This is a genomic window from Kineothrix sp. MSJ-39, assembly GCF_018917935.1.
In the GTDB taxonomy this organism is placed as follows: Bacteria; Bacillota; Clostridia; order Lachnospirales; family Lachnospiraceae; genus CAG-194.
This window is the reverse complement of sequence record NZ_JAHLPN010000013.1, coordinates 20,879-39,578: the sequence shown is the minus strand read 5'-3', so window position 1 is coordinate 39,578 and position 18,700 is coordinate 20,879. Positions and strand designations below refer to the sequence as shown.

The 18,700-nt window shown below is 44.7% G+C and carries 16 protein-coding genes; 15 read left to right on the top strand and 1 reads right to left on the bottom strand.

Going from position 1 to position 18,700, the window contains the following annotated elements; all coding sequences use genetic code 11:
- Positions 1-176 precede the first annotated feature (176 nt).
- Positions 177-3,896 (top strand): leucine-rich repeat domain-containing protein, encoded by a 3,720-nt coding sequence (locus KQI22_RS13985; RefSeq protein ID WP_305854761.1) that lies wholly within the window; start codon positions 177-179, stop codon positions 3,894-3,896.
- Positions 3,842-5,884 carry a protein kinase domain-containing protein gene (locus KQI22_RS09355; protein ID WP_216551809.1) on the top strand — a complete coding sequence of 681 codons (2,043 nt, stop codon included), beginning with the start codon at positions 3,842-3,844 and terminating at the stop codon, positions 5,882-5,884. Before KQI22_RS13985 ends, KQI22_RS09355 begins: the two co-directional genes overlap by 55 nt.
- Before the next feature lie 12 nt (positions 5,885-5,896).
- Here the strand turns inward: KQI22_RS09355 and KQI22_RS09350 are convergent, their stop codons facing one another.
- Entirely contained in the window at positions 5,897-6,307 is a 411-nt protein-coding gene (locus KQI22_RS09350) for a hypothetical protein (protein ID WP_216551808.1), read from the bottom strand.
- 267 nt (positions 6,308-6,574) lie between these two features.
- Between KQI22_RS09350 and spo0A the strand changes: the two genes are divergently transcribed.
- The 13 genes from spo0A to KQI22_RS09285 all read left to right on the top strand — a co-directional run bounded on the left by spo0A (position 6,575) and on the right by KQI22_RS09285 (position 18,673).
- Entirely contained in the window at positions 6,575-7,093 is a 519-nt protein-coding gene (gene spo0A, locus KQI22_RS09345) for a sporulation transcription factor Spo0A (RefSeq protein ID WP_216551807.1), read from the top strand.
- 94 nt (positions 7,094-7,187) lie between these two features.
- A complete protein-coding gene (gene glgA, locus KQI22_RS09340) occupies positions 7,188-8,633 on the top strand; it encodes a glycogen synthase GlgA (RefSeq protein WP_216551806.1) in 1,446 nt (481 codons plus the stop codon).
- A 103-nt stretch (positions 8,634-8,736) separates the two neighbouring features.
- Positions 8,737-10,479, top strand: a complete 1,743-nt coding sequence (locus KQI22_RS09335) for an Rqc2 family fibronectin-binding protein (protein WP_216551863.1) — start codon at positions 8,737-8,739, stop codon at positions 10,477-10,479.
- Between the two features lie 113 nt (positions 10,480-10,592).
- Positions 10,593-12,008 carry a hypothetical protein gene (locus KQI22_RS09330; RefSeq protein WP_216551805.1) on the top strand — a complete coding sequence of 472 codons (1,416 nt, stop codon included), beginning with the start codon at positions 10,593-10,595 and terminating at the stop codon, positions 12,006-12,008.
- 31 nt (positions 12,009-12,039) lie between these two features.
- Entirely contained in the window at positions 12,040-12,918 is an 879-nt protein-coding gene (locus KQI22_RS09325) for a YicC/YloC family endoribonuclease (RefSeq protein ID WP_216551804.1), read from the top strand.
- A 12-nt stretch (positions 12,919-12,930) separates the two neighbouring features.
- Positions 12,931-13,185 (top strand): DUF370 domain-containing protein, encoded by a 255-nt coding sequence (locus KQI22_RS09320; RefSeq protein WP_022004729.1) that lies wholly within the window; start codon positions 12,931-12,933, stop codon positions 13,183-13,185.
- The gene (gene gmk / locus KQI22_RS09315) at positions 13,182-13,814 is read left to right on the top strand and encodes a guanylate kinase (protein WP_216551803.1); all 633 of its coding nucleotides are present in this window, start codon (positions 13,182-13,184) and stop codon (positions 13,812-13,814) included. Before KQI22_RS09320 ends, gmk begins: the two co-directional genes overlap by 4 nt.
- A 17-nt stretch (positions 13,815-13,831) precedes the next feature.
- Entirely contained in the window at positions 13,832-14,074 is a 243-nt protein-coding gene (gene rpoZ, locus KQI22_RS09310; protein ID WP_022004727.1) for a DNA-directed RNA polymerase subunit omega, read from the top strand.
- Positions 14,075-14,104: 30 nt separating this feature from the next.
- Complete coding sequence (rimO, locus tag KQI22_RS09305) at positions 14,105-15,448, top strand: 30S ribosomal protein S12 methylthiotransferase RimO (RefSeq protein WP_216551802.1); 1,344 nt, start codon at positions 14,105-14,107, stop codon at positions 15,446-15,448.
- Entirely contained in the window at positions 15,432-16,001 is a 570-nt protein-coding gene (pgsA, locus tag KQI22_RS09300) for a CDP-diacylglycerol--glycerol-3-phosphate 3-phosphatidyltransferase (protein ID WP_216551862.1), read from the top strand. Before rimO ends, pgsA begins: the two co-directional genes overlap by 17 nt.
- A gap of 63 nt (positions 16,002-16,064) precedes the next feature.
- On the top strand, positions 16,065-16,577 hold the full coding sequence (locus tag KQI22_RS09295) for a CinA family protein (protein ID WP_330623329.1): 513 nt from the start codon (positions 16,065-16,067) through the stop codon (positions 16,575-16,577).
- A 396-nt stretch (positions 16,578-16,973) separates the two neighbouring features.
- Entirely contained in the window at positions 16,974-18,029 is a 1,056-nt protein-coding gene (recA, locus tag KQI22_RS09290) for a recombinase RecA (protein WP_216551801.1), read from the top strand.
- Positions 18,030-18,034: 5 nt separating this feature from the next.
- Positions 18,035-18,673 carry a regulatory protein RecX gene (locus KQI22_RS09285; protein ID WP_216551800.1) on the top strand — a complete coding sequence of 213 codons (639 nt, stop codon included), beginning with the start codon at positions 18,035-18,037 and terminating at the stop codon, positions 18,671-18,673.
- Positions 18,674-18,700: the final 27 nt, after the last annotated feature.

The following is an 18,700-nucleotide window of genomic DNA, read 5'->3' as shown; positions in this document are numbered from 1 at the left end:
GTCCATATAGAAGAAAAAGAGGTCTTATCCGGTTGGATAAGGTCTCTTTTTTGCGTGGCGCAAGTGTAAAATAAGTGGAAGTGGGCATTTTTGTCCACTTTTTAACATATATTGGTTATGGTACGATGGCAATAGAAAGCTGCAGAAATGCAGCAAAAGAAAGGGAGGAATTGCGTATGACGAAAAAACTGGCAAAGTGGCTGTCCTGTTTTCTGACGGTATGTATGATGGTGACATCGTTGCCGCTTTATCAGGTAGCTGCTTATGCAGAAACGACAGATGAAAATGAAGAAGAGCAGGAACCGCAGCAGGATACGGTCAGCGGTCTTGGGATCGCCTGGGATATGAACTGGGACGGAGAAGAACCTGCGGTAAATGACGGCGCGGCGTTTGAAAAAGAAGTCTGGTGGGGAGATCTGCAAGGTACCTATCAGTTCAAAAGCTTTGATGCAGACGGACAGAAGCAGGAGATAATAACTGCTGATAAGCTGCAGCTTTACAGATGGAATGAAGAAAGTGATCAACCGAAATGGGTGCAGATCCCCGCATTGGATGATGATCCGATTTTTGAAGCTGCCGGTGTAGAAGAAGAACTGGTACATATTACATTTCCTGAGATTGGCACTTATCGTGTGAGTTGTTCTGAGCTAACTTGCGGAGAAGAAAATAATTATGTCACGATCACGGTAAGTTATCCGTCATTTGCGTTTTTCAGAGATAAAACCAGGAGTGCAGACAGTTTTATGACAGAATGCATCTATGGAAAATCAGAGGAAGATCCGCAGGATGAACGACGCATGTTCTATATGATCACAGACAGGGATGTGAAGGATGTTGCTTTCTATCTGGATCAGGACGATGAAAAAATGACAGAACATGATGCATATTTTACAGTCGGTAAACCGGAGACAGATGGAAACGGAAATACGATCTGGCAGATCACCATTCCGAAAAGCTGTGTGGGGAAATGTTTTTCCATCTATGTAAAAGGACAGGTACTGGAAGAAGATCATTATGAAGATATAGAAAATGGATTGCCGGTCAGTTGGGACGATGTGGCAGTGGCAGAATATGAAGGACTTGCTGCCAAGACTGATTTACTCTGGAATGATGATGGTGTACCGTCACAAAATCCGGACAGTGATGAACAGTGGAGTAAGGAGCATCAGGCAGATCTTCCGGGTATGTCTTTTTATTTCGCAAAGAATAGCGGAACGGAAAACGTAAAGGCATCCGATCTGGTACTTTCCTATGTAAAGGACGATGGTTCCCTGGAAACGGAAGGAATCGGTACGCTGCAGGAAAATGAGAAAAACGCAGAGATCACAGATGCAAGCTTTACAAAAACCGGGACCTATCAGGTTGCTTTAAAAGAAAAGGTTGATACAGATACAGAGCCGGTAACGATCTATGTAGGATATCCGATGGTCGGATTCTATACGACACCGGAGCCGGCAGAAGACAGTATTCTGACAGGAGAATTTCAGTACGGTGGTACCCTGGCAGTCGGAGAGACTGATAACAGCACGCTGTATCTGCATGTGCAGAAAAGACAGGATGAAGATATGACAGTTTCCGATCTGAAGCTGGAAGCAAGTGAATGGGGGGAAAATGAAAATCAGGAAACAGAAAAGACGGTTATGAACGTCCTGAACGGCGAATGTGATTATGTCAGCTGTGAGAAGCTTGAAAACGGCAGTTATCAGCTGACAATTTCGGAAGACTGTGATGCATATTTTTCACTGGAAGCATCCGTGCGCTGTAATGCAGGGGAAAATGCATGGAGACAGGAAAGTTTTCTGAATCTGAGCCCGGCGGAAGCTGTTGTGGTGGAAGACGGAAAAGCAAGAACCGGATTTACAGGCTGTTTTGTGACAAAGGCTTCCTATGAAGCAGGTTCTCCTTATTTTATGGAAGAGGAGACTGAGAAGTTCCCGAGCGGCTTTGAATACTGGGTACACGCAGATACCATGCAGGGCGTTATGGAAGAACTGCTTGCGGCAGACGGCAAGTTGGTGGAATGGGCCGGTAAGCAATATCAGGTAAAGAATACCGGGTATATCTATATGACCATGAGCTACATAGATGCCTATGCGGAAAATGCAGAGACCGCACAGTATGTAAAAACACCGGACAGCATCAAAGGCATTTGCATGGACTCCGGTATGGATGCGGAAATCTGTTATAAAAGGGGAACTGAGCAGTCATATGATATCAAAATAGCAAGTTTACGAAAAACGGATTATCTGGATGATCAGGAAGATACTGAGGATAACACAGAATCCGTCCTGATTGCCTGGACAGAAAACGGCTGGACTTATGTGGAAAAGGATACAGAAGACGATAAATACTACATAACCGGTAAACTGGTAAATGACAGAGGCTTTGATCCTACAGAACCGGATCCGATCTATACAATGGAAATGCCATCCCGTACTTCTTACGCTATGCCACAGATTTATGTAGATGCAAAGACCAATCTGAAAATTACCGGCGACTGGCAGGATGAGGAGCCGAATCTGCAGATCGGTTTCTATCCGAATTCGGAAAACAAAGTATCTATTATGACACTTTACTGTTATGCAACAAGAGTGGAAGACGGCGAAGAGGTAAAACTGGATACAGCCCTGATGCAGGAGGAAAATTTCTGGGATCTGTATAAGGTTGTAAGATATTTTTATCAGGAAAAAGAGAGTTTTGATGCAGACAGCATAGGAGAGAAGGATGTTTCTGTTTATCATCTGGTAAGATACTACAACGAAGAAGATCATTCCTGCTGGGATGAATCGCAGGAAGTCTCTATGACTGTAAATTGTGTACTGGCAAAGACGGAAGCGTCTGTTGCGGGCGGTTATACGGCAGGCGGCAAAAAACCGGAGCTGAAGATCGCAGAGGACAGCAATGTGTCTGACCTTCTGCCGGATCTGACAGAGGAAGAAGAAAAGGCTTATATCCGTGGGGAAAATGCGAATCTGAAGCTTACCGTAGATCAGATTGATGCCACAAAAGCAAATGCACAGATCAAAAATGAGATCAATAAGCTCAGGGAACTGGCAGAAAAGAGCGGAACGGTAAAGGATCTGATCCCACTGGATCTGAATCTGCTTTTGCAGATCGGCAAGCAGAAGGAACGTAAAGTAGAAGAAACAAAGCAGGCGGTTTCCTTCTCTATTCCGGTAGATGAAGCTTTACAAAAACAGCTTGGTACTGGTAAACTGAAATTAAAGCTGTTCCGATACCATGGAGAGCAGGCGGATGAGATCCCGGTCAGCTATGAGAACGGCAGATTATATGCAAGCTCTGACAAGTATTCTACTTATGCGATCGCAGTCATGGAAGAAAAAGCAGAGACACCGGCGCCTACGCCATCCACGCAGCCAACACCTGCACCTACGCCGTCACCGTCTGCGCAGCCAACACCATCTGCGAAGCCAACACCGACTCCACAGAAGAAGGGTACAAAGCTGACAAAGAGCGGTGTGACTTATCAGGTAACAAAATCCGGTGCAAAAGAAGGCTGTGTTGCTTATACAAAGGCAAAGAAAAATGTGAAGGGCAGCGTTACGATCCCTGCGACAGTCACGATCGACGGGGTAACCTATAAGGTAACATCGATCGCAGCCAACGCTTTCAAAGGAAATAAGAAAATCACGAAAGTAACGATCGGCAAAAATATTGAGAAGATTGGCAAAAACGCATTTTATGGTTGCAAAAAGCTGTCAAGTATTACCTTTAAGACAACAAAACTGAAGGCTTCCAAGGTTGGAAAGAATGCATTTAAGGGTGTGAAAGCAAAAGTAACCGTGAAGATGCCAAAGAATAAAGCAAAGGATTATAAGAAATGGCTGAAAAAGAAAGGAATACCGGCGAACGCCAAATTCAAAACAGCCAAATAGCAGATGAATTTTTGCAAAATTATACAGAGCAGGCAGCACAGAAACTGCCCGTCTTTTTACAGGACGGGTATTCTGTGCTTTCCTGTTATTATGCACAGGAGGAGAAAAGCTGCTATTTGCTGCAGAAAAAAGAAACACAGGAAAAGTATATCGTAAAATGCAGAAAAGAAAGAGAAGACAGAGACAGTCTGCAGAAAGAGTATGAAGAGCTGGGGCGGCTGGCGGAACGCTATCCGAATCTGTATCAGCGGGCAACTTTGCATAAGGCGGACGGCTATGTCTATCTGCTGCGTGCTTATATGGAAGGAAAGAATCTGGAAGAATATGTGGCGGAAGATCCGTATCTGAAACCGGAAAGACAACTGGAGATCTTAGAGGAGATCTGCCAGGCTGTTGCAAGGCTGCATGCCATGGATCCGGTGATCCTGCACCGGGATATGAAACCACAGAATCTGATCCTTGATGCCGGAGGGCATGTGCATCTGATCGATTTTGAAACCGCACGGGAATATGATGGGACAAAAAAGAAGGATACGGTCTTTTTCGGAACAGAAGGTTCTGCTGCACCGGAGCAATACGGTTATGCACAGACCGATGTGCGGACAGATGTGTTCGGGATCGGCAAGATCGCAGAATATCTTTATGAAGAATATCAGGTGGGATATGATCCGCTGACGGAGAAGCGACTGCAGCGCATCATCAAAAAGGCGACCGCATTTGATCCTGCCGACCGTTATCAGAATGTGCAGGCGCTTTTACTGGCATTCCGAAGTGCAAGAAGACAGACCGAACGGGGAGAGAACAAATGGCTGAAAGCTGCTCTGGCGATCGAGAGCATTGTGCTTTTGCTCGTTCTGGCAGGCGCATTATTCTTCCGGACGGGATTTCAGAAAACGGAAAATACGAAAGCGGAAGACTACGTGACCGCCTTAGCGGAAGGACAGGCAGTACAGCAGGATGAGACTGCAGAGGATCCGTCGGCTCAGGCAGATCCCGATGAGATCGTTACACTCGAGGGCGATCCGCTTCTGCTGCAGGCAATCCGGGAAACTGCGGGAAGCGATGAGGTGACAAAAGGCATGCTTTCCGACATTACGAGGATCGCTGTGATCGGAGATCAGATCTATACGGAGGAAACACCGGTGGAAGATCTGGAGAATCTTGTATATCAGGATGGATTCAATGACAGAATGGTCAACGGAGGAATCACGGATCTGTCGGTATTGACAAATCTGCCGAACCTGAAAGAAGTATTTTTATGCAACCAGAAAATTACAGATATCAGTCCTTTACAGGAACTTTCGATAGAAGGACTGTATGTGTGTGGGAATCAGATCGAGGATTTTTCGCCTGTTGAGAAAATGCAGGAGCTGACAACACTGTATCTGGTAGACAATCCGGTCAGGAAAGTGCCGCAGCTGTCAGGCTGCACGAAGTTGACCAGACTTGCACTTTGCGGAAATAATTATGAAACACTTGATTTTCTGGAAGACAGCAGCATCTGCAATCTGTATGCAATGGGAATTTACGTGGAAGATGAGTCTTTTGGAGTGCTTTCCACCATGCAGAGTCTGACAGAGCTGTATACCGGAGCGGAGCAGAAAAATTTTTATGAAGAGATTCCGAATCTGACGGAACTGCGCATGTTATCTTTATGGGGCGGTTATTTCGGTACAGATCTTCAGATCGTCAGTGGTCTGGAAAATTTACAGAATCTGTTTGTAAATGAGGGGCGTGTCAACTCTCTAGCCGGAATTGAACATCTGCAAAGACTGGAAGTGCTTTGTATGGACGGTACAAATGCAACAGACATTTCGCCACTGGCAAAGCTGCCGAGATTACAGGTCGTGCGTCTGCAGGGTGTTCCGATCGAGGAGTTTACACCGCTGTTTTCCTGCCAGAGCCTGCAGGAGGTTGGGGCAGACAGCAGCCAGAAAGAAAAAATAGAGCAGTTGGGAGATCCGACCTTTGTGATCTCTGTAGAGTAAAAGAACCACCGCTCATCGCAGCGGTGGTTCTCCTATTTCTTCTAAAAGATTATTCAGATCTTCGATTGTCATATTGTGCTCCAGTGCATAGATGATCGCCGCATCAAACCGGTTCCGCGGATACAGGATGGCACGCTGGCAGATGGACAGCATGCGCTGGAATTCCGCCAGTGACAGCTGCAGATAAAAACCGATACGCAGCAGAAGGATTCTGGTAGGATTGCGGCTGCCGCGCAGAATCTGATAGGCATAGGAGCGTTCCAGCTCCAGATCCCGGATCAGATTGCCGGGCTGCAGGTGATGTTCCTTTAACAGCATGGATAAATAAGCACCGCCGGACTGGGCATAGTCTGTTTCATTTTTCAGAAAAGAGGTCTGATCCTGTTTTTTCAGATCATTGATCAGTTCATCGGTAGATTTCATATGATACCTCCTGTCTCTTTTTTTCTATTATAGCGAAACGGGAGGAGAATGTCGAGGGTGAGGAGAGATTGTATAAAGATGGAAAATAAATCGCATGATCTCCCTAAATAAGTGTAATAATGCTGTCAAAAACAGTTATATTTCAAAAGTGCCGTGGTATTTTTGCCGAAAACGTCGTTTTTATGCGATGACTGTAGCTTGCAACACAAAATGACACATTGTTATAATATGCTACACAAGGAACAAGAAGTAAGGAGGGATTTTTCCATGCAGCAGTTGAATGTTGTAACTACACAGGATAACGACAGAATGTTTAAAATACTGACCGATCTGATCCACCAGGACAAAGAATTTCAAATTGTGATTTCCGTCCCTTCCAAAAACAGACAGGAAACGCATCCGCAGGCAGCACCGCAGAAAGAAAAGCCTGTCCGGGATCTTGAAAAAGATGTAACGGACATGATTCATGAGCTTGGTGTCCCTGCCCACATCAAAGGCTATCAGTATCTGCGGGAAGCAATCATGATGGCGGTAGAAGATATTGACATGCTTAATTCCATTACCAAAATCCTGTACCCGACGATCGCTAAGAAATACCAGACGACGGCAAGCAGGGTGGAACGTGCGATCCGGCATGCGATCGAGGTGGCGTGGAGCCGTGGCAAGATGGAAACACTGGATGCGCTGTTCGGCTACACGATCAATACAGGGAAAGGAAAGCCCACAAACTCGGAATTTATCGCACTGATCGCAGATAAGATCAGGCTTTTATATCGCGCAAATTAGTTCTTTCAAAATGCACGTGATTGGTGTATAATTGTTCCAAGGTATTTACCTGTCCGGGTAGCAGGTGAAAACAAATATTGGAGGATTATAAAGAATGAAGAACATACTGTTTATTGCATCTGAGGGAGTTCCTTTTATTAAGACAGGAGGACTTGCAGACGTTGTCGGATCTCTTCCGAAGAACATTGACAAGAAGTACTTTGATGTGCGTGTCATGCTTCCGAAGTATACCTGTATCAAGCAGGAATTAAAGGACAAGATGAAGTATAAGACACACTTTTATATGGACTTCAACTGGAAGAGTGAATATGTTGGTGTGCTGGAAGCAAAGGTAGACGGCATTACCTATTACTTTATCGACAACGAATCTTACTTCAGCGGTTTTAAGATCTACAGCGACAATGTACTCGATGAGATCCGTAAGTTCAGTTTCTTCTGTAAGGCAGCATTATCTGCTCTGCCTCTGACAGGCTTCAGACCGGATCTGATCCATTGCCATGACTGGCAGACAGGTCTGATCCCGGTATATTTAAAGGAACGCTTTGCGGGCGGAGAGTTCTTCCGTGGCATTAAGACAGTTATGACAATACATAATCTGAAATTCCAGGGACGCTGGAATGTCAAGGATGTCAAAGACATCACAGGACTGCCTGACTATTTCTTTACATCCGATAAACTGGAAGCATACAAGGATGCAAACCTGTTAAAGGGCGGTATCGTTTATGCGGATGCGGTAACAACCGTTTCCGACACCTATGCGGAAGAGATCAAGACACAGTTTTACGGAGAAGGACTGGACGGTCTGCTGCGTGCAAGATCCGGCGCACTACGCGGTATCGTCAATGGTATCGATTATGAAGAGTTCAATCCGGAAAAGGATAAGAATATCGTAGCACCGTACAATGCAGCAAACTTCCGAAAGGAAAAGATCAAAAACAAACGTGCCCTGCAGCAGGAGCTTGGTCTGGAGCAGGATGATAAGAAGTTTATGATCGGTATCGTTTCCAGACTGACAGATCAGAAGGGCTTTGACCTGATTGCTTATGTCATGGATGAGCTTTGTCAGGAAGATGTCCAGATCGTTGTACTTGGTACAGGCGAAGAAAAATATGAAAATATGTTCCGTCATTTTGACTGGAAATACAATAATAAAGTATCGGCAAATATTTATTATTCCGATGCATTATCCCATAAGATCTATGCTGCATCGGATGCGTTCCTGATGCCATCCTTATTTGAGCCGTGCGGTCTTTCACAGCTTATGGCACTGCATTACGGAACACTTCCGATCGTCAGGGAAACAGGTGGTCTGAAGGATACGGTAGAGCCGTACAATGAATACGAAAGCACAGGAACAGGCTTCAGCTTTGCAAATTACAATGCATATGAAATGCTGGCAACGATCCGTTACGCAAAATATGTATTCTATCAGCGCAAGCGTGAATGGAATAAGATGGTGGATCGCGCTATGGCGGCTGACTTCTCCTGGGGCGTATCCGCAGCGAAGTATCAGGAAATGTATGACTGGCTGATCGGCTAAGATAAGAATTTTATGAATGGATCATACAGAAACAAGACCGGTAGCTCCGGTCTTGTTTCTTGTCGGGACAGATTGGGAAAAACAAGCACAGGCGAGGAAGAAAATGGCATTTGATGGAATTACAATGGCCTGCGTTGTGCAGGAACTGAATGAAAAATTACTGGATGGAAGAGTCTATAAGATTGCACAGCCGGAAAAAGATGAGATCCTGCTGACGATCAAGGCAGGCGGAACACAGTACCGGCTCTCTATGAGCGCAGATGCATCGCTGCCGCTTATTTATCTGACGCAGGAAAATAAAAAGAGCCCGATGACGGCTCCGAATTTCTGTATGCTGCTCAGAAAGCATATCCAGAATGGCAGGATTGTAAAGATTGACCAGCCCGGTCTGGAACGTGTGGTGCGGTTTGAGATCGAGCATCTGGATGAAATGGGTGACCTGCGCAGAAAGACACTTGCCATGGAATTGATGGGAAAGCACAGTAATATCATATTCTATGATGAAGAAAACAAGATCTTGGACAGTATCAAGCATATTTCGGGACTGGTTTCCAGCGTGCGTGAGGTGCTTCCGGGCAGAACCTATTTTATACCACAGACGGAGCATAAAAAAGATGCACTGACCGATACGGTCAATAAGGAGACGTTTCTGGCAGATCTGAAAGAGAATTCCGTAGCAGTTTACAAAGGGATCTATTCCCGCTATACGGGTGTATCGCCGATCGTTGCACAGGAGATCTGCTACAGAGCCGGTGTAGATGCAGATCTGCCGACAAGTGTACTGGATCCTGTCATGGAAGAGAGGCTGTATCAGGCGTTTGCTTCTTATATAGATGCGGTAAAGCTGGGTATTTTTGAACCGGCAGTCTATTATGATAACGGAGAACCGGTGGAATTCGGGGCACTTCCGTTTACCCTTTATGAAGAGAAAGAAAAGAAGGTATATGACAGTATTTCCGAGCTTTTGTGGAGTTATTATTCGGAAAAGAGCGCGGTGACCAGGATCCGGCAAAAGTCCACGGATCTGAGAAAGATCGTCACAACTGCATTAGAGCGAAATGTGAAAAAATACGATCTGCAGGTAAAACAGCTGGCAGATACGGAAAAGAGAGAAAAATACAAAGTATACGGAGAACTGCTCCATACATACGGCTATCAGATCGAGCCGGGAGCGAAAAAGGCGACCGTTCCCAATTATTACACGGGAGAAGAGATCGAGATCCCGCTGGACGATCAGCTGACACCGATGGAAAATGCAAAGAAATACTTTGACCGCTACGGTAAACTGAAACGTACCTATGAAGCGCTGACAGAATATGTGCAGGAAACGGGTGAAGAGGTAGAGCATCTGAAGTCTGTTGTCAATGCACTGGATCTGGCACAGGACGAAGCGGATCTTTCCCAGATCCGGGAGGAGCTTGTGCAGAGTGGCTATATCCGTCATAAAGGCAGCAAAAAGAAAGAAAAGATCGTTTCCAGACCGCTGCATTTCATCAGCAGTGACGGCTTTGATATGTATGTCGGCAAAAACAATTTCCAGAATGAGGAGATCACATTCCAGATGGCACAGGGCGGTGACTGGTGGTTCCATGCAAAAGGAATGCCAGGTTCTCACGTGATCGTCAAAACGAACGGAAAAGAACTGCCGGACCGGACATTTGAGGAAGCCGGCAGACTGGCTGCCCATTATTCCAGTGCCAAAGGGCGGAACAGCATTGAAGTGGACTATGTACAGCGCAAGCATGTGAAAAAGCCGGGCGGCGCAAAACCGGGCTTTGTGGTGTACTACACCAATTATTCCATGGTGATCGATCCGGATATTTCAAAGATACGACAGGCGGAATGATGTGGAATGTCACATATGGTCGGTTGCGCATTGATAGGCAGTATGCTATACTAAATAGAATTATGTATGAGGCATAAATAATCAGAAATGTACTATTATGTGGGAGGAAAAAGATGAAGAAACACTTAAAACAGTTTATGGGAACAATACTGTTGGCTGCAGCATTTGTTCTGACTGCCATAACAGTAAAAGCAGCGCAGATCACAAATGCAATTCCGTTGACAGCAAACGGGACACAGAAATCGTTTGTCCTGGAGGAAGGAAACTCTGCATTTTATCAGATTACAACAGATAGCAGCAGATGTTATTATTCTATTACCTGTCATAATAACGGAGGGCATGATCTGGATATTAAACTTTATAATGGACCGGGAACTGATTATACAAAGATATTAAACAGTTCTGTCTGGAGTAACAGAAATAACACATATACCAAGTATCTGGATCCAAATACAACCTATTATCTGGAGGTGACATCATATTCGGGTACAACAGGTTTTGTATATCTCAATAAGATTGCGGATGATTATGGTAATACATTTGCTGAAGCAACACCAATCGCATTTGGACAGATGGTAGAAGGACAGATCGAAGTATCCGGATTAAATGAAACTGATTTTTTCCGTTTTACAACAGATAATTCTAATTCCTACTATGAAATTGCGGGATACGGTACAGGAAGCGAATCTGCCGAACTGAAATTATATGAGGGACCAGACTCTTCTTATGCACATCAGGACATGTCAATTTTTTCCGGTTCCAGCAGGACGATGGCGTATAAGCTCGAAAAGAATCATACCTACTATATATGTATGTCAGGTAATTATTGGGGAGATGCAACCCGCTATAAAGTAAAGGTATCGAAAATTCCGGATGATGCATCCGATGATTTTGCAGGGGCAGTTAAACTTACTGACGGTAAATATAAGAACGGGACAATCGAAATAGAAGGAGATGTGGATTTTTATCGGTTTAAGACTGCAAAAAAGACAACGGCTTATCAGTTGGATTTGAAAAATACATCTACGATTACGGAACATTTTACTTTATATACAAGAAATGATATTGCTTCTGCCAATTCTAAGGTAAATAATTATTATTTATCCGGTGGAGAACAGACAACAATCTGGTTGAACCTTTCAAAAAATCATACATATTATCTGAAAATTGATGGCAATGATGGAAATGCTACCTATAAGGTTGCACTGACAAGTTCCAAAAAGACGATCAAGAAGAAAGCGCCATCCTCTTTCAAGGTACAGGGATATCGCAGATATTATGGATCGGGCGCATATGCTTCTCTTTCATGGAAGAATACCGGCAGCTATGCAGGATATGAAGTTTACAGATCCACCAGTCCGAGATCAGGGTTTAAGAAAATCAAAACGTTAAAAGATACATCGTATTATTACGATTATGGGATCAAGCGCCATAAGACATATTATTATAAGATGCGTTATTATGTGAAAGATAATGGAAAAATTGTCGGTGGTAAGTGGACGAAAACGAAGAAAGTGAAAATAAAATAAGCTAGAATAGTAACAGATAAGGGGAACCGAAATGATTAAAAGTATGACCGGTTTTGGCCGGTGCGAGCTCGCAAGAAACGACCGTAAGTTTACGGTAGAGATCAAATCAGTCAATCACAGATATATGGATGTGACGATCAAGATGCCAAAGAAGCTGAATTTCTTTGAAGCATCCATCCGGAATCTGCTCAAGGAATATATGCAGAGAGGTAAGATTGATGTCTTTATTACCTATGAGGATTATTCCGAAAGCACGGTGGCTGTCAAATATAATAAAGAAATTGCAGCAGAATATATGCAGTATCTGAACCAGATGGCAGATGATTTCGGACTGGAAAATGACATCAAGGTATCCGGACTTTCCAGATATCCGGAAGTATTTACTATGGAAGAGATTGCTGCTGATGAAGAAGAAATCTGGAAGCTTTTAGAGGAGACGATCCGCGGTGCAGCAGAGCAGTTTGTACAGTCCCGTGTTGTGGAAGGTGAGAATCTGCGTGATGACCTGATCGGCAAGCTGGATGGCATGCTTGTACATGTGGATTATATTGAAAAGCGTTCTCCGGAAATTGTTGAAGAATATAAGCAGAAGATTTACGAAAAGGTAAAAGAACTTCTGACAGATGCGCAGGCTGAGGATAACAGAATTTTAATGGAAGTGACTCTGTTTGCGGATAAGATCTGTGTCGATGAAGAAATGGTTCGTCTGCGCAGTCACATCGAGACGACAAAGCAGACACTGCTGGAAGGTGGCAGTATCGGACGTAAGCTTGATTTTATCGCACAGGAAATGAACCGGGAAGCCAATACAACGCTTTCCAAAGCAAACAATCTGGATATTTCCAATCATGCAATAGAGCTGAAGACAGAGATCGAAAAGGTCAGAGAACAGATTCAGAATATCGAATAAGGAAATGCTCATATGAAAACACTTACACATATCGGTTTTGGCAATATGGTAAATTCGGATAAGATGATCGCAGTTCTGCAGCCGGATTCTGCACCGGTCAAGCGGATCGTGCAGCACGGCAAAGAGCAGGGGATCGTTGTGGATGCCACGCAGGGCAGAAAGACAAAGGCGGTTCTTTTGATGGAAGATAACCGTATTATCTTATCGGCTTTAAAACCTGAGACGATAGCACAAAGAGCAGAGACATTAACGGGAGAAGAAGAATGAACCAGAAGGGAATACTAGTTGTAGTTTCCGGCTTTTCGGGAGCCGGAAAAGGAACACTCATGAAAAAGCTGATCACGGACTATCCTAATTATGCGCTCAGCATATCAATGACAACAAGACAGCCGAGAGCAGGTGAAGTAGACGGCAGAGATTATTTCTTTGTAACGGATGAAGAATTTGAAAACAGGATCGCAAATGACGGAATGATCGAATACGCCGGATACTGCGGGCATTATTACGGAACACCGAAGGATTTCGTGGAGAAAAATTTGGAAGAAGGAAAAGATGTGATTCTGGAGATAGAGATCCAGGGAGCACATAAGGTAAGAGCGCAATACCCGGATGCAGTTCTGTTATTTGTTATGCCGCCGAGTGCAAAAGAACTGCATAACAGACTGACAGGGCGGGCAACGGAGACGGAAGAAGTGATCCGCCAGAGAATGCTGCGTGCGGTAGAAGAGTCGGAAGGTATTGACACATACGACTATATTGTGGTAAATGATAAGTTAGAAGATTGTATTGCACAGATCAATACGATTGTAAATGCGGCGCGTCATACGCCGTCCAAAAATATAGAGTTTATCAGTGAAATCAGAAAAGAACTCAAAGAGTTCCTTGGAAGCAGATAAAGGAAAGGAAGAGAAAAATGATACATCCATCTTACACAGAGCTTATGAAGGTCGTAAACAGCGAGGTTGAACCAGGAGAAGTTCCTGTAGTCAACAGCCGTTATTCCATTGTAATGGCAACTTCCAAAAGAGCAAGACAGATCATTGCAGGAGAAGAACCACTTGTCCCTGCAAAAGGAAGAAAACCATTATCCATTGCGGTTGACGAACTCAATCAGGGCAAAATCAAGATTATGGGAGATGAAAAAGAGGAAGAATAATCTTTCTCTTTTTCCTGTTAGAGACTTATTATGAAGATTATGTTTATATCACTTGGCTGTGATAAAAATCTGGTAGATACCGAAATGATGCTTGGTATGCTGGCGGAAAAGGGCTATCAGTTTACGGATGATGAGTGGGAAGCGGAAATTGTAGTCGTAAATACCTGCTGCTTTATCGGCGATGCCAAGGAAGAAAGTATCAATACACTGATCGAGATCGGACAGCTGAAAGAAACTGCCAATGTGAAAATGTTGATCGCAGCAGGCTGTCTGGCACAGCGTTATCAGAAGGAAATCCGGGAGCAGATTCCGGAGGTCGACGTGATCATTGGAACGATGGCGATCGACAAGATTGTGGAAGCGGTAGAAGAATATCAGACAAAGCAGTATACCACATTTGTGGAAGATATCGATAAGACGCCTGTCAGCGGCAAGAAGCGTGTCGTTACGACCGGCGGTCATTATGCATATATGAAGATCGCAGAGGGCTGTGATAAACGCTGCAGCTACTGCATTATCCCGAAGGTAAGGGGCAGCTACCGCAGTATTCCGATGGAAACACTGTTAAAGGAAGCAGCTACGCTTGTAGAGCAGGGCGTGAAAGAACTGATCCTTGTAGCACAGGAAACAACCTTGTATGGAACAGATTTATACGGAAAGAAGTCTTTGCCGGAGCTCTTACGGAAGCTTTCCGAGATCAGAGGGCTTTACTGGATCCGTATTTTATACTGTTATCCGGAAGAAATCACGGAAGATCTGATCGATACGATCGCAGAACTGCCGAAGGTATGCCATTATCTGGATATTCCGATTCAGCATGCATCCGATACGATCTTAAAGCGTATGGGCAGACGTACCAACCAGCAGCAGTTGAAGGATAAGATTGCGATGATCCGCAGTAAAATACCGGATATGTGTCTGCGTACAACACTGATCACCGGTTTCCCGGGAGAAACGCAGGAGGATCATGAGCAGTCCATGGCGTTTGTAGACGAGATGGAATTTGACAGACTTGGTGTGTTCACCTATTCCGCAGAAGAGGATACACCTGCGGCTGGCTTCCCAGATCAGATCGAGGAAGAAGTCAAAAAGGACAGACAGGCCGATATCATGGAGCTGCAGCAGGAGATTGCCTTTGAAAAAGCCGAAGGTATGACAGGACAGGATGTGCTTGTTATGATCGAAGGCAAAGTGGCGGATGAAAATGCCTATGTGGGGCGTACTTATAAGGATGCACCGAATGTAGACGGTCTTGTTTTTGTGAATACGGACAGAGAACTGATGACCGGTGATTTTGTGCCTGTACATATTACAGGCTCTTATGAATACGATTTGATTGGAGAAATAAAGGATGAGAATGAACTTACCGAATAAACTGACAACGCTCAGAGTGATCATGGTACCGTTTTTTGTAGCATTTTTACTTCTGACGCCGTCTCATGCGGATTTTAAATGGGTCGCATTTGCTCTTTTTGTTGTAGCATCCCTGACAGATCTCTTGGATGGATATATTGCCAGAAAATATCATATGATTACCAATTTCGGTAAATTTATGGATCCACTTGCGGATAAACTTCTGGTCAGTGCAGCACTTGTCTGCCTGACGGCGCTTGGTTTTATTCCTGCATGGATGACCGTAGTGATCATCAGCCGTGAATTCATCATCAGCGGCTTCAGACTGATCGCGGCAGAGCAGGGCAGAGTGATCGCAGCAAGTTGGTGGGGCAAATGGAAAACTTCTGTTACGATGGTGACTCTGGCAATTCTGCTTCTTTTAGTCAATGATAAGGGCTTTGGTGGAGCCTATCAGGGCTTTATGACGGTAACAACAGTTTTACTCTGGCTTGCAGTGATCCTGACAGTTGTTTCCCTGATCGATTATCTTGTGAAAAATAAAGATGTTATGAAGGAAGAAGATAAGGGCTGAACGTCAGCAGATGCGAATCGATAAAATCCGGAAACGGATGATGCATGGAAAAGGGGAAGTAACGTGGCAAAAGAGATAGAACAGGAGATCGCAGAGCTTCTGATCCAAAATCATATGACTGTGACAACAGCCGAATCCTGCACGGGAGGGCTTGTTGCGGGCAGACTGATTAATGCGGCTGGCATTTCCGCAGCTTACAAGCAAGGCTATATCACCTATGCGAATGAGGCAAAGCATAAGCTGCTCGGCGTGAAGAATAAGACACTGAGAAAGCACGGTGCGGTCAGCCGGCAGACGGCAAAGCAGATGGCAAAAGGCGCGGCTGCGGCTGCAAAGGCTGATGCGGCAATTTCGGTAACAGGCATAGCGGGGCCGGACGGCGGCACAAAAGAAAAACCGGTAGGTCTTGTCTATATCGGCTGTTTTGTACAGGGAAAGGTGACGGTACAGGAATGTCATTTTTCCGGCAGCAGAAGTGAGATCAGACAGGCAACGGTAGAAAGTGCGCTCGTCTTATTACGGGACTGTATTTTAAAACAACTGAATGAAGCAGATGCATTTATGCATTGCATTTGACGACCGTTCATCAGAGCGGGATTCGCAGTGGGAATCTCGTCTCTGTATGGAACAGATTTTTGGTTTCTGTATGGTGCGGATTTTTTTCCTTGCGGGAAAAGGAAGAATATGATATTGTCTAAACAGGTCTTATCTGAAAGACCTGTTTTCTAATGGCTCATGCCAGTCAATCCGGTCATTCACCGGAGATTTCACAGAAAAAAATAAAAAAAGAAGGGGTGAATGCTTATTGAGGGACTTATAACGTACTTTATCCGTGTATAATAAGAACATAAATTGCCTGCAGGCAAAAGAAATGATATACTCAAAAATAAAAGAAGATAGTCTATTGACAAAATCGAACGTTTGTTTTATTCTGATAGCAGAACGAACAGATGTTCCTATAAGGAGAGAAAAATGGAAAGAGAAGATAAACTGAAAGCACTTGACGCAGCTCTGTCACAGATTGAACGCCAGTATGGAAAGGGCGCTGTTATGAAGCTGGGTGACAATACAGCAAGAATGAATGTGGAAACTGTACCTACAGGCTCATTGAGTCTGGATATCGCGCTGGGACTTGGCGGTATTCCGAAGGGACGTATCGTAGAGATTTACGGACCTGAGTCCAGTGGTAAGACAACGGTAACACTGCATATGATCGCAGAGGTACAGAAGCGTGGCGGTATCGCAGGCTTCATTGATGCAGAGCATGCACTGGATCCTGTCTATGCCAAGAATATCGGGGTAGATATTGATAACTTATATATTTCACAGCCGGACAGCGGTGAGCAGGCACTGGAAATCACGGAGACAATGGTGCGTTCCGGCGCGATCGATATTATTGTTGTGGACTCTGTTGCAGCACTGACACCAAAGGCAGAGATTGATGGTGATATGGGCGATTCCCATGTCGGTCTGCAGGCACGTCTGATGTCGCAGGCGCTGCGTAAGCTGACAGCCGTGATCAGCAAGTCTAACTGTACCGTTATTTTTATCAACCAGCTGCGTGAAAAGGTCGGTGTTATGTTCGGTAACCCGGAGACGACGACAGGTGGACGCGCGCTGAAGTTCTATTCTTCTGTCCGTCTGGATGTCAGAAGAATCGAGCAGTTGAAGCAGAGCGGTGAGACGATCGGTAACCGTACAAGGATCAAGGTTGTCAAGAATAAGATCGCACCGCCGTTTAAAGAGGCTGAGTTCGATATCATGTTCGGTACCGGTATTTCAAAAGAGGGCGATATCCTGGATCTGGCAGCGGAGAACGGTATCGTCAACAAGAGCGGTGCATGGTATGCCTACGATGGCAATAAGATCGGACAGGGACGTGAAAATGCAAAGCAGTTTTTGCGTGACAATCCGGAAGTGTGCGCCAAGATAGAAGCACAGGTACGTGAGCTGTTCGGACTGGAAGCAGATCCGGCTAAAGCAGATACAGATGCAAAGCCTGAGACAAAAGCCAAAGCGAAAGAATAAGAAGTATGGAACAGGTTGTTACGGGACTTGTGGAACTGGATAAAAAAAGATATCAGGTATATCTGGATGAAGAATTCGCCTTTGTATTATACAAAGGCGAGATCCGAAAATATAAGATCGCAGTTGGAAAGCCTCTTGCACAGACTGCTTATCAGGAGCTTGTGCAGGAGATTTTGCCAAAAAGGGCAAAACTGCGTGCCATGAACCTTCTGACAAAACGCCCCTATACGGAGAAAAAGCTAAGGCAGAAGCTTGCGGAGGGGAAATACCCGGAAGAAATCATAGATGTTGCACTTGCCTATGTCAAATCATATGGCTACATTGATGATGAAGCCTATGCAAGGGATTATATTTCCTATCATATGGCATCGGAGAGTCCTCTCAGGATCCGGCAGAAGCTGATGGAGAAGGGCATTGACGGTGATATCATAAATGCCTGTCTGGAAGAGCAGGATGAAGAAGCGGTGCGGGAGCTGCAGATCCGCCAGATTCAGCAACTTGCACAAAAAAAGAATCATGGACAGTTTCCTGCGGATCCGCGGGAATCGGCAAAGGTCATACAGTATCTGCTTCGGAAGGGGTATGCCATGTCTTTGATAAAAGATGCATTATCGGCAGATTTATTGGAAGATTTATACAAATAGAAAGTTAAAAAACCACTAATACTTGAC

Coding starts and splice junctions, on each gene's coding strand:
- glgA (WP_216551806.1), top strand. CDS start 7,188: ATGAAGAACATACTGTTTATTGCATCTGAGGGAGTTCCTTTTATTAAG.
- KQI22_RS09330 (WP_216551805.1), top strand. CDS start 10,593: ATGAAGAAACACTTAAAACAGTTTATGGGAACAATACTGTTGGCTGCA.
- KQI22_RS09320 (WP_022004729.1), top strand. CDS start 12,931: ATGAAAACACTTACACATATCGGTTTTGGCAATATGGTAAATTCGGAT.
- recA (WP_216551801.1), top strand. CDS start 16,974: ATGGAAAGAGAAGATAAACTGAAAGCACTTGACGCAGCTCTGTCACAG.
- rpoZ (WP_022004727.1), top strand. CDS start 13,832: ATGATACATCCATCTTACACAGAGCTTATGAAGGTCGTAAACAGCGAG.
- KQI22_RS09335 (WP_216551863.1), top strand. CDS start 8,737: ATGGCATTTGATGGAATTACAATGGCCTGCGTTGTGCAGGAACTGAAT.
- KQI22_RS09350 (WP_216551808.1), bottom strand. CDS start 6,307: ATGAAATCTACCGATGAACTGATCAATGATCTGAAAAAACAGGATCAG.
- KQI22_RS09285 (WP_216551800.1), top strand. CDS start 18,035: ATGGAACAGGTTGTTACGGGACTTGTGGAACTGGATAAAAAAAGATAT.
- pgsA (WP_216551862.1), top strand. CDS start 15,432: ATGAACTTACCGAATAAACTGACAACGCTCAGAGTGATCATGGTACCG.
- KQI22_RS09355 (WP_216551809.1), top strand. CDS start 3,842: ATGGCTGAAAAAGAAAGGAATACCGGCGAACGCCAAATTCAAAACAGC.
- KQI22_RS09325 (WP_216551804.1), top strand. CDS start 12,040: ATGATTAAAAGTATGACCGGTTTTGGCCGGTGCGAGCTCGCAAGAAAC.
- gmk (WP_216551803.1), top strand. CDS start 13,182: ATGAACCAGAAGGGAATACTAGTTGTAGTTTCCGGCTTTTCGGGAGCC.
- rimO (WP_216551802.1), top strand. CDS start 14,105: ATGAAGATTATGTTTATATCACTTGGCTGTGATAAAAATCTGGTAGAT.
- spo0A (WP_216551807.1), top strand. CDS start 6,575: ATGCAGCAGTTGAATGTTGTAACTACACAGGATAACGACAGAATGTTT.
- KQI22_RS13985 (WP_305854761.1), top strand. CDS start 177: ATGACGAAAAAACTGGCAAAGTGGCTGTCCTGTTTTCTGACGGTATGT.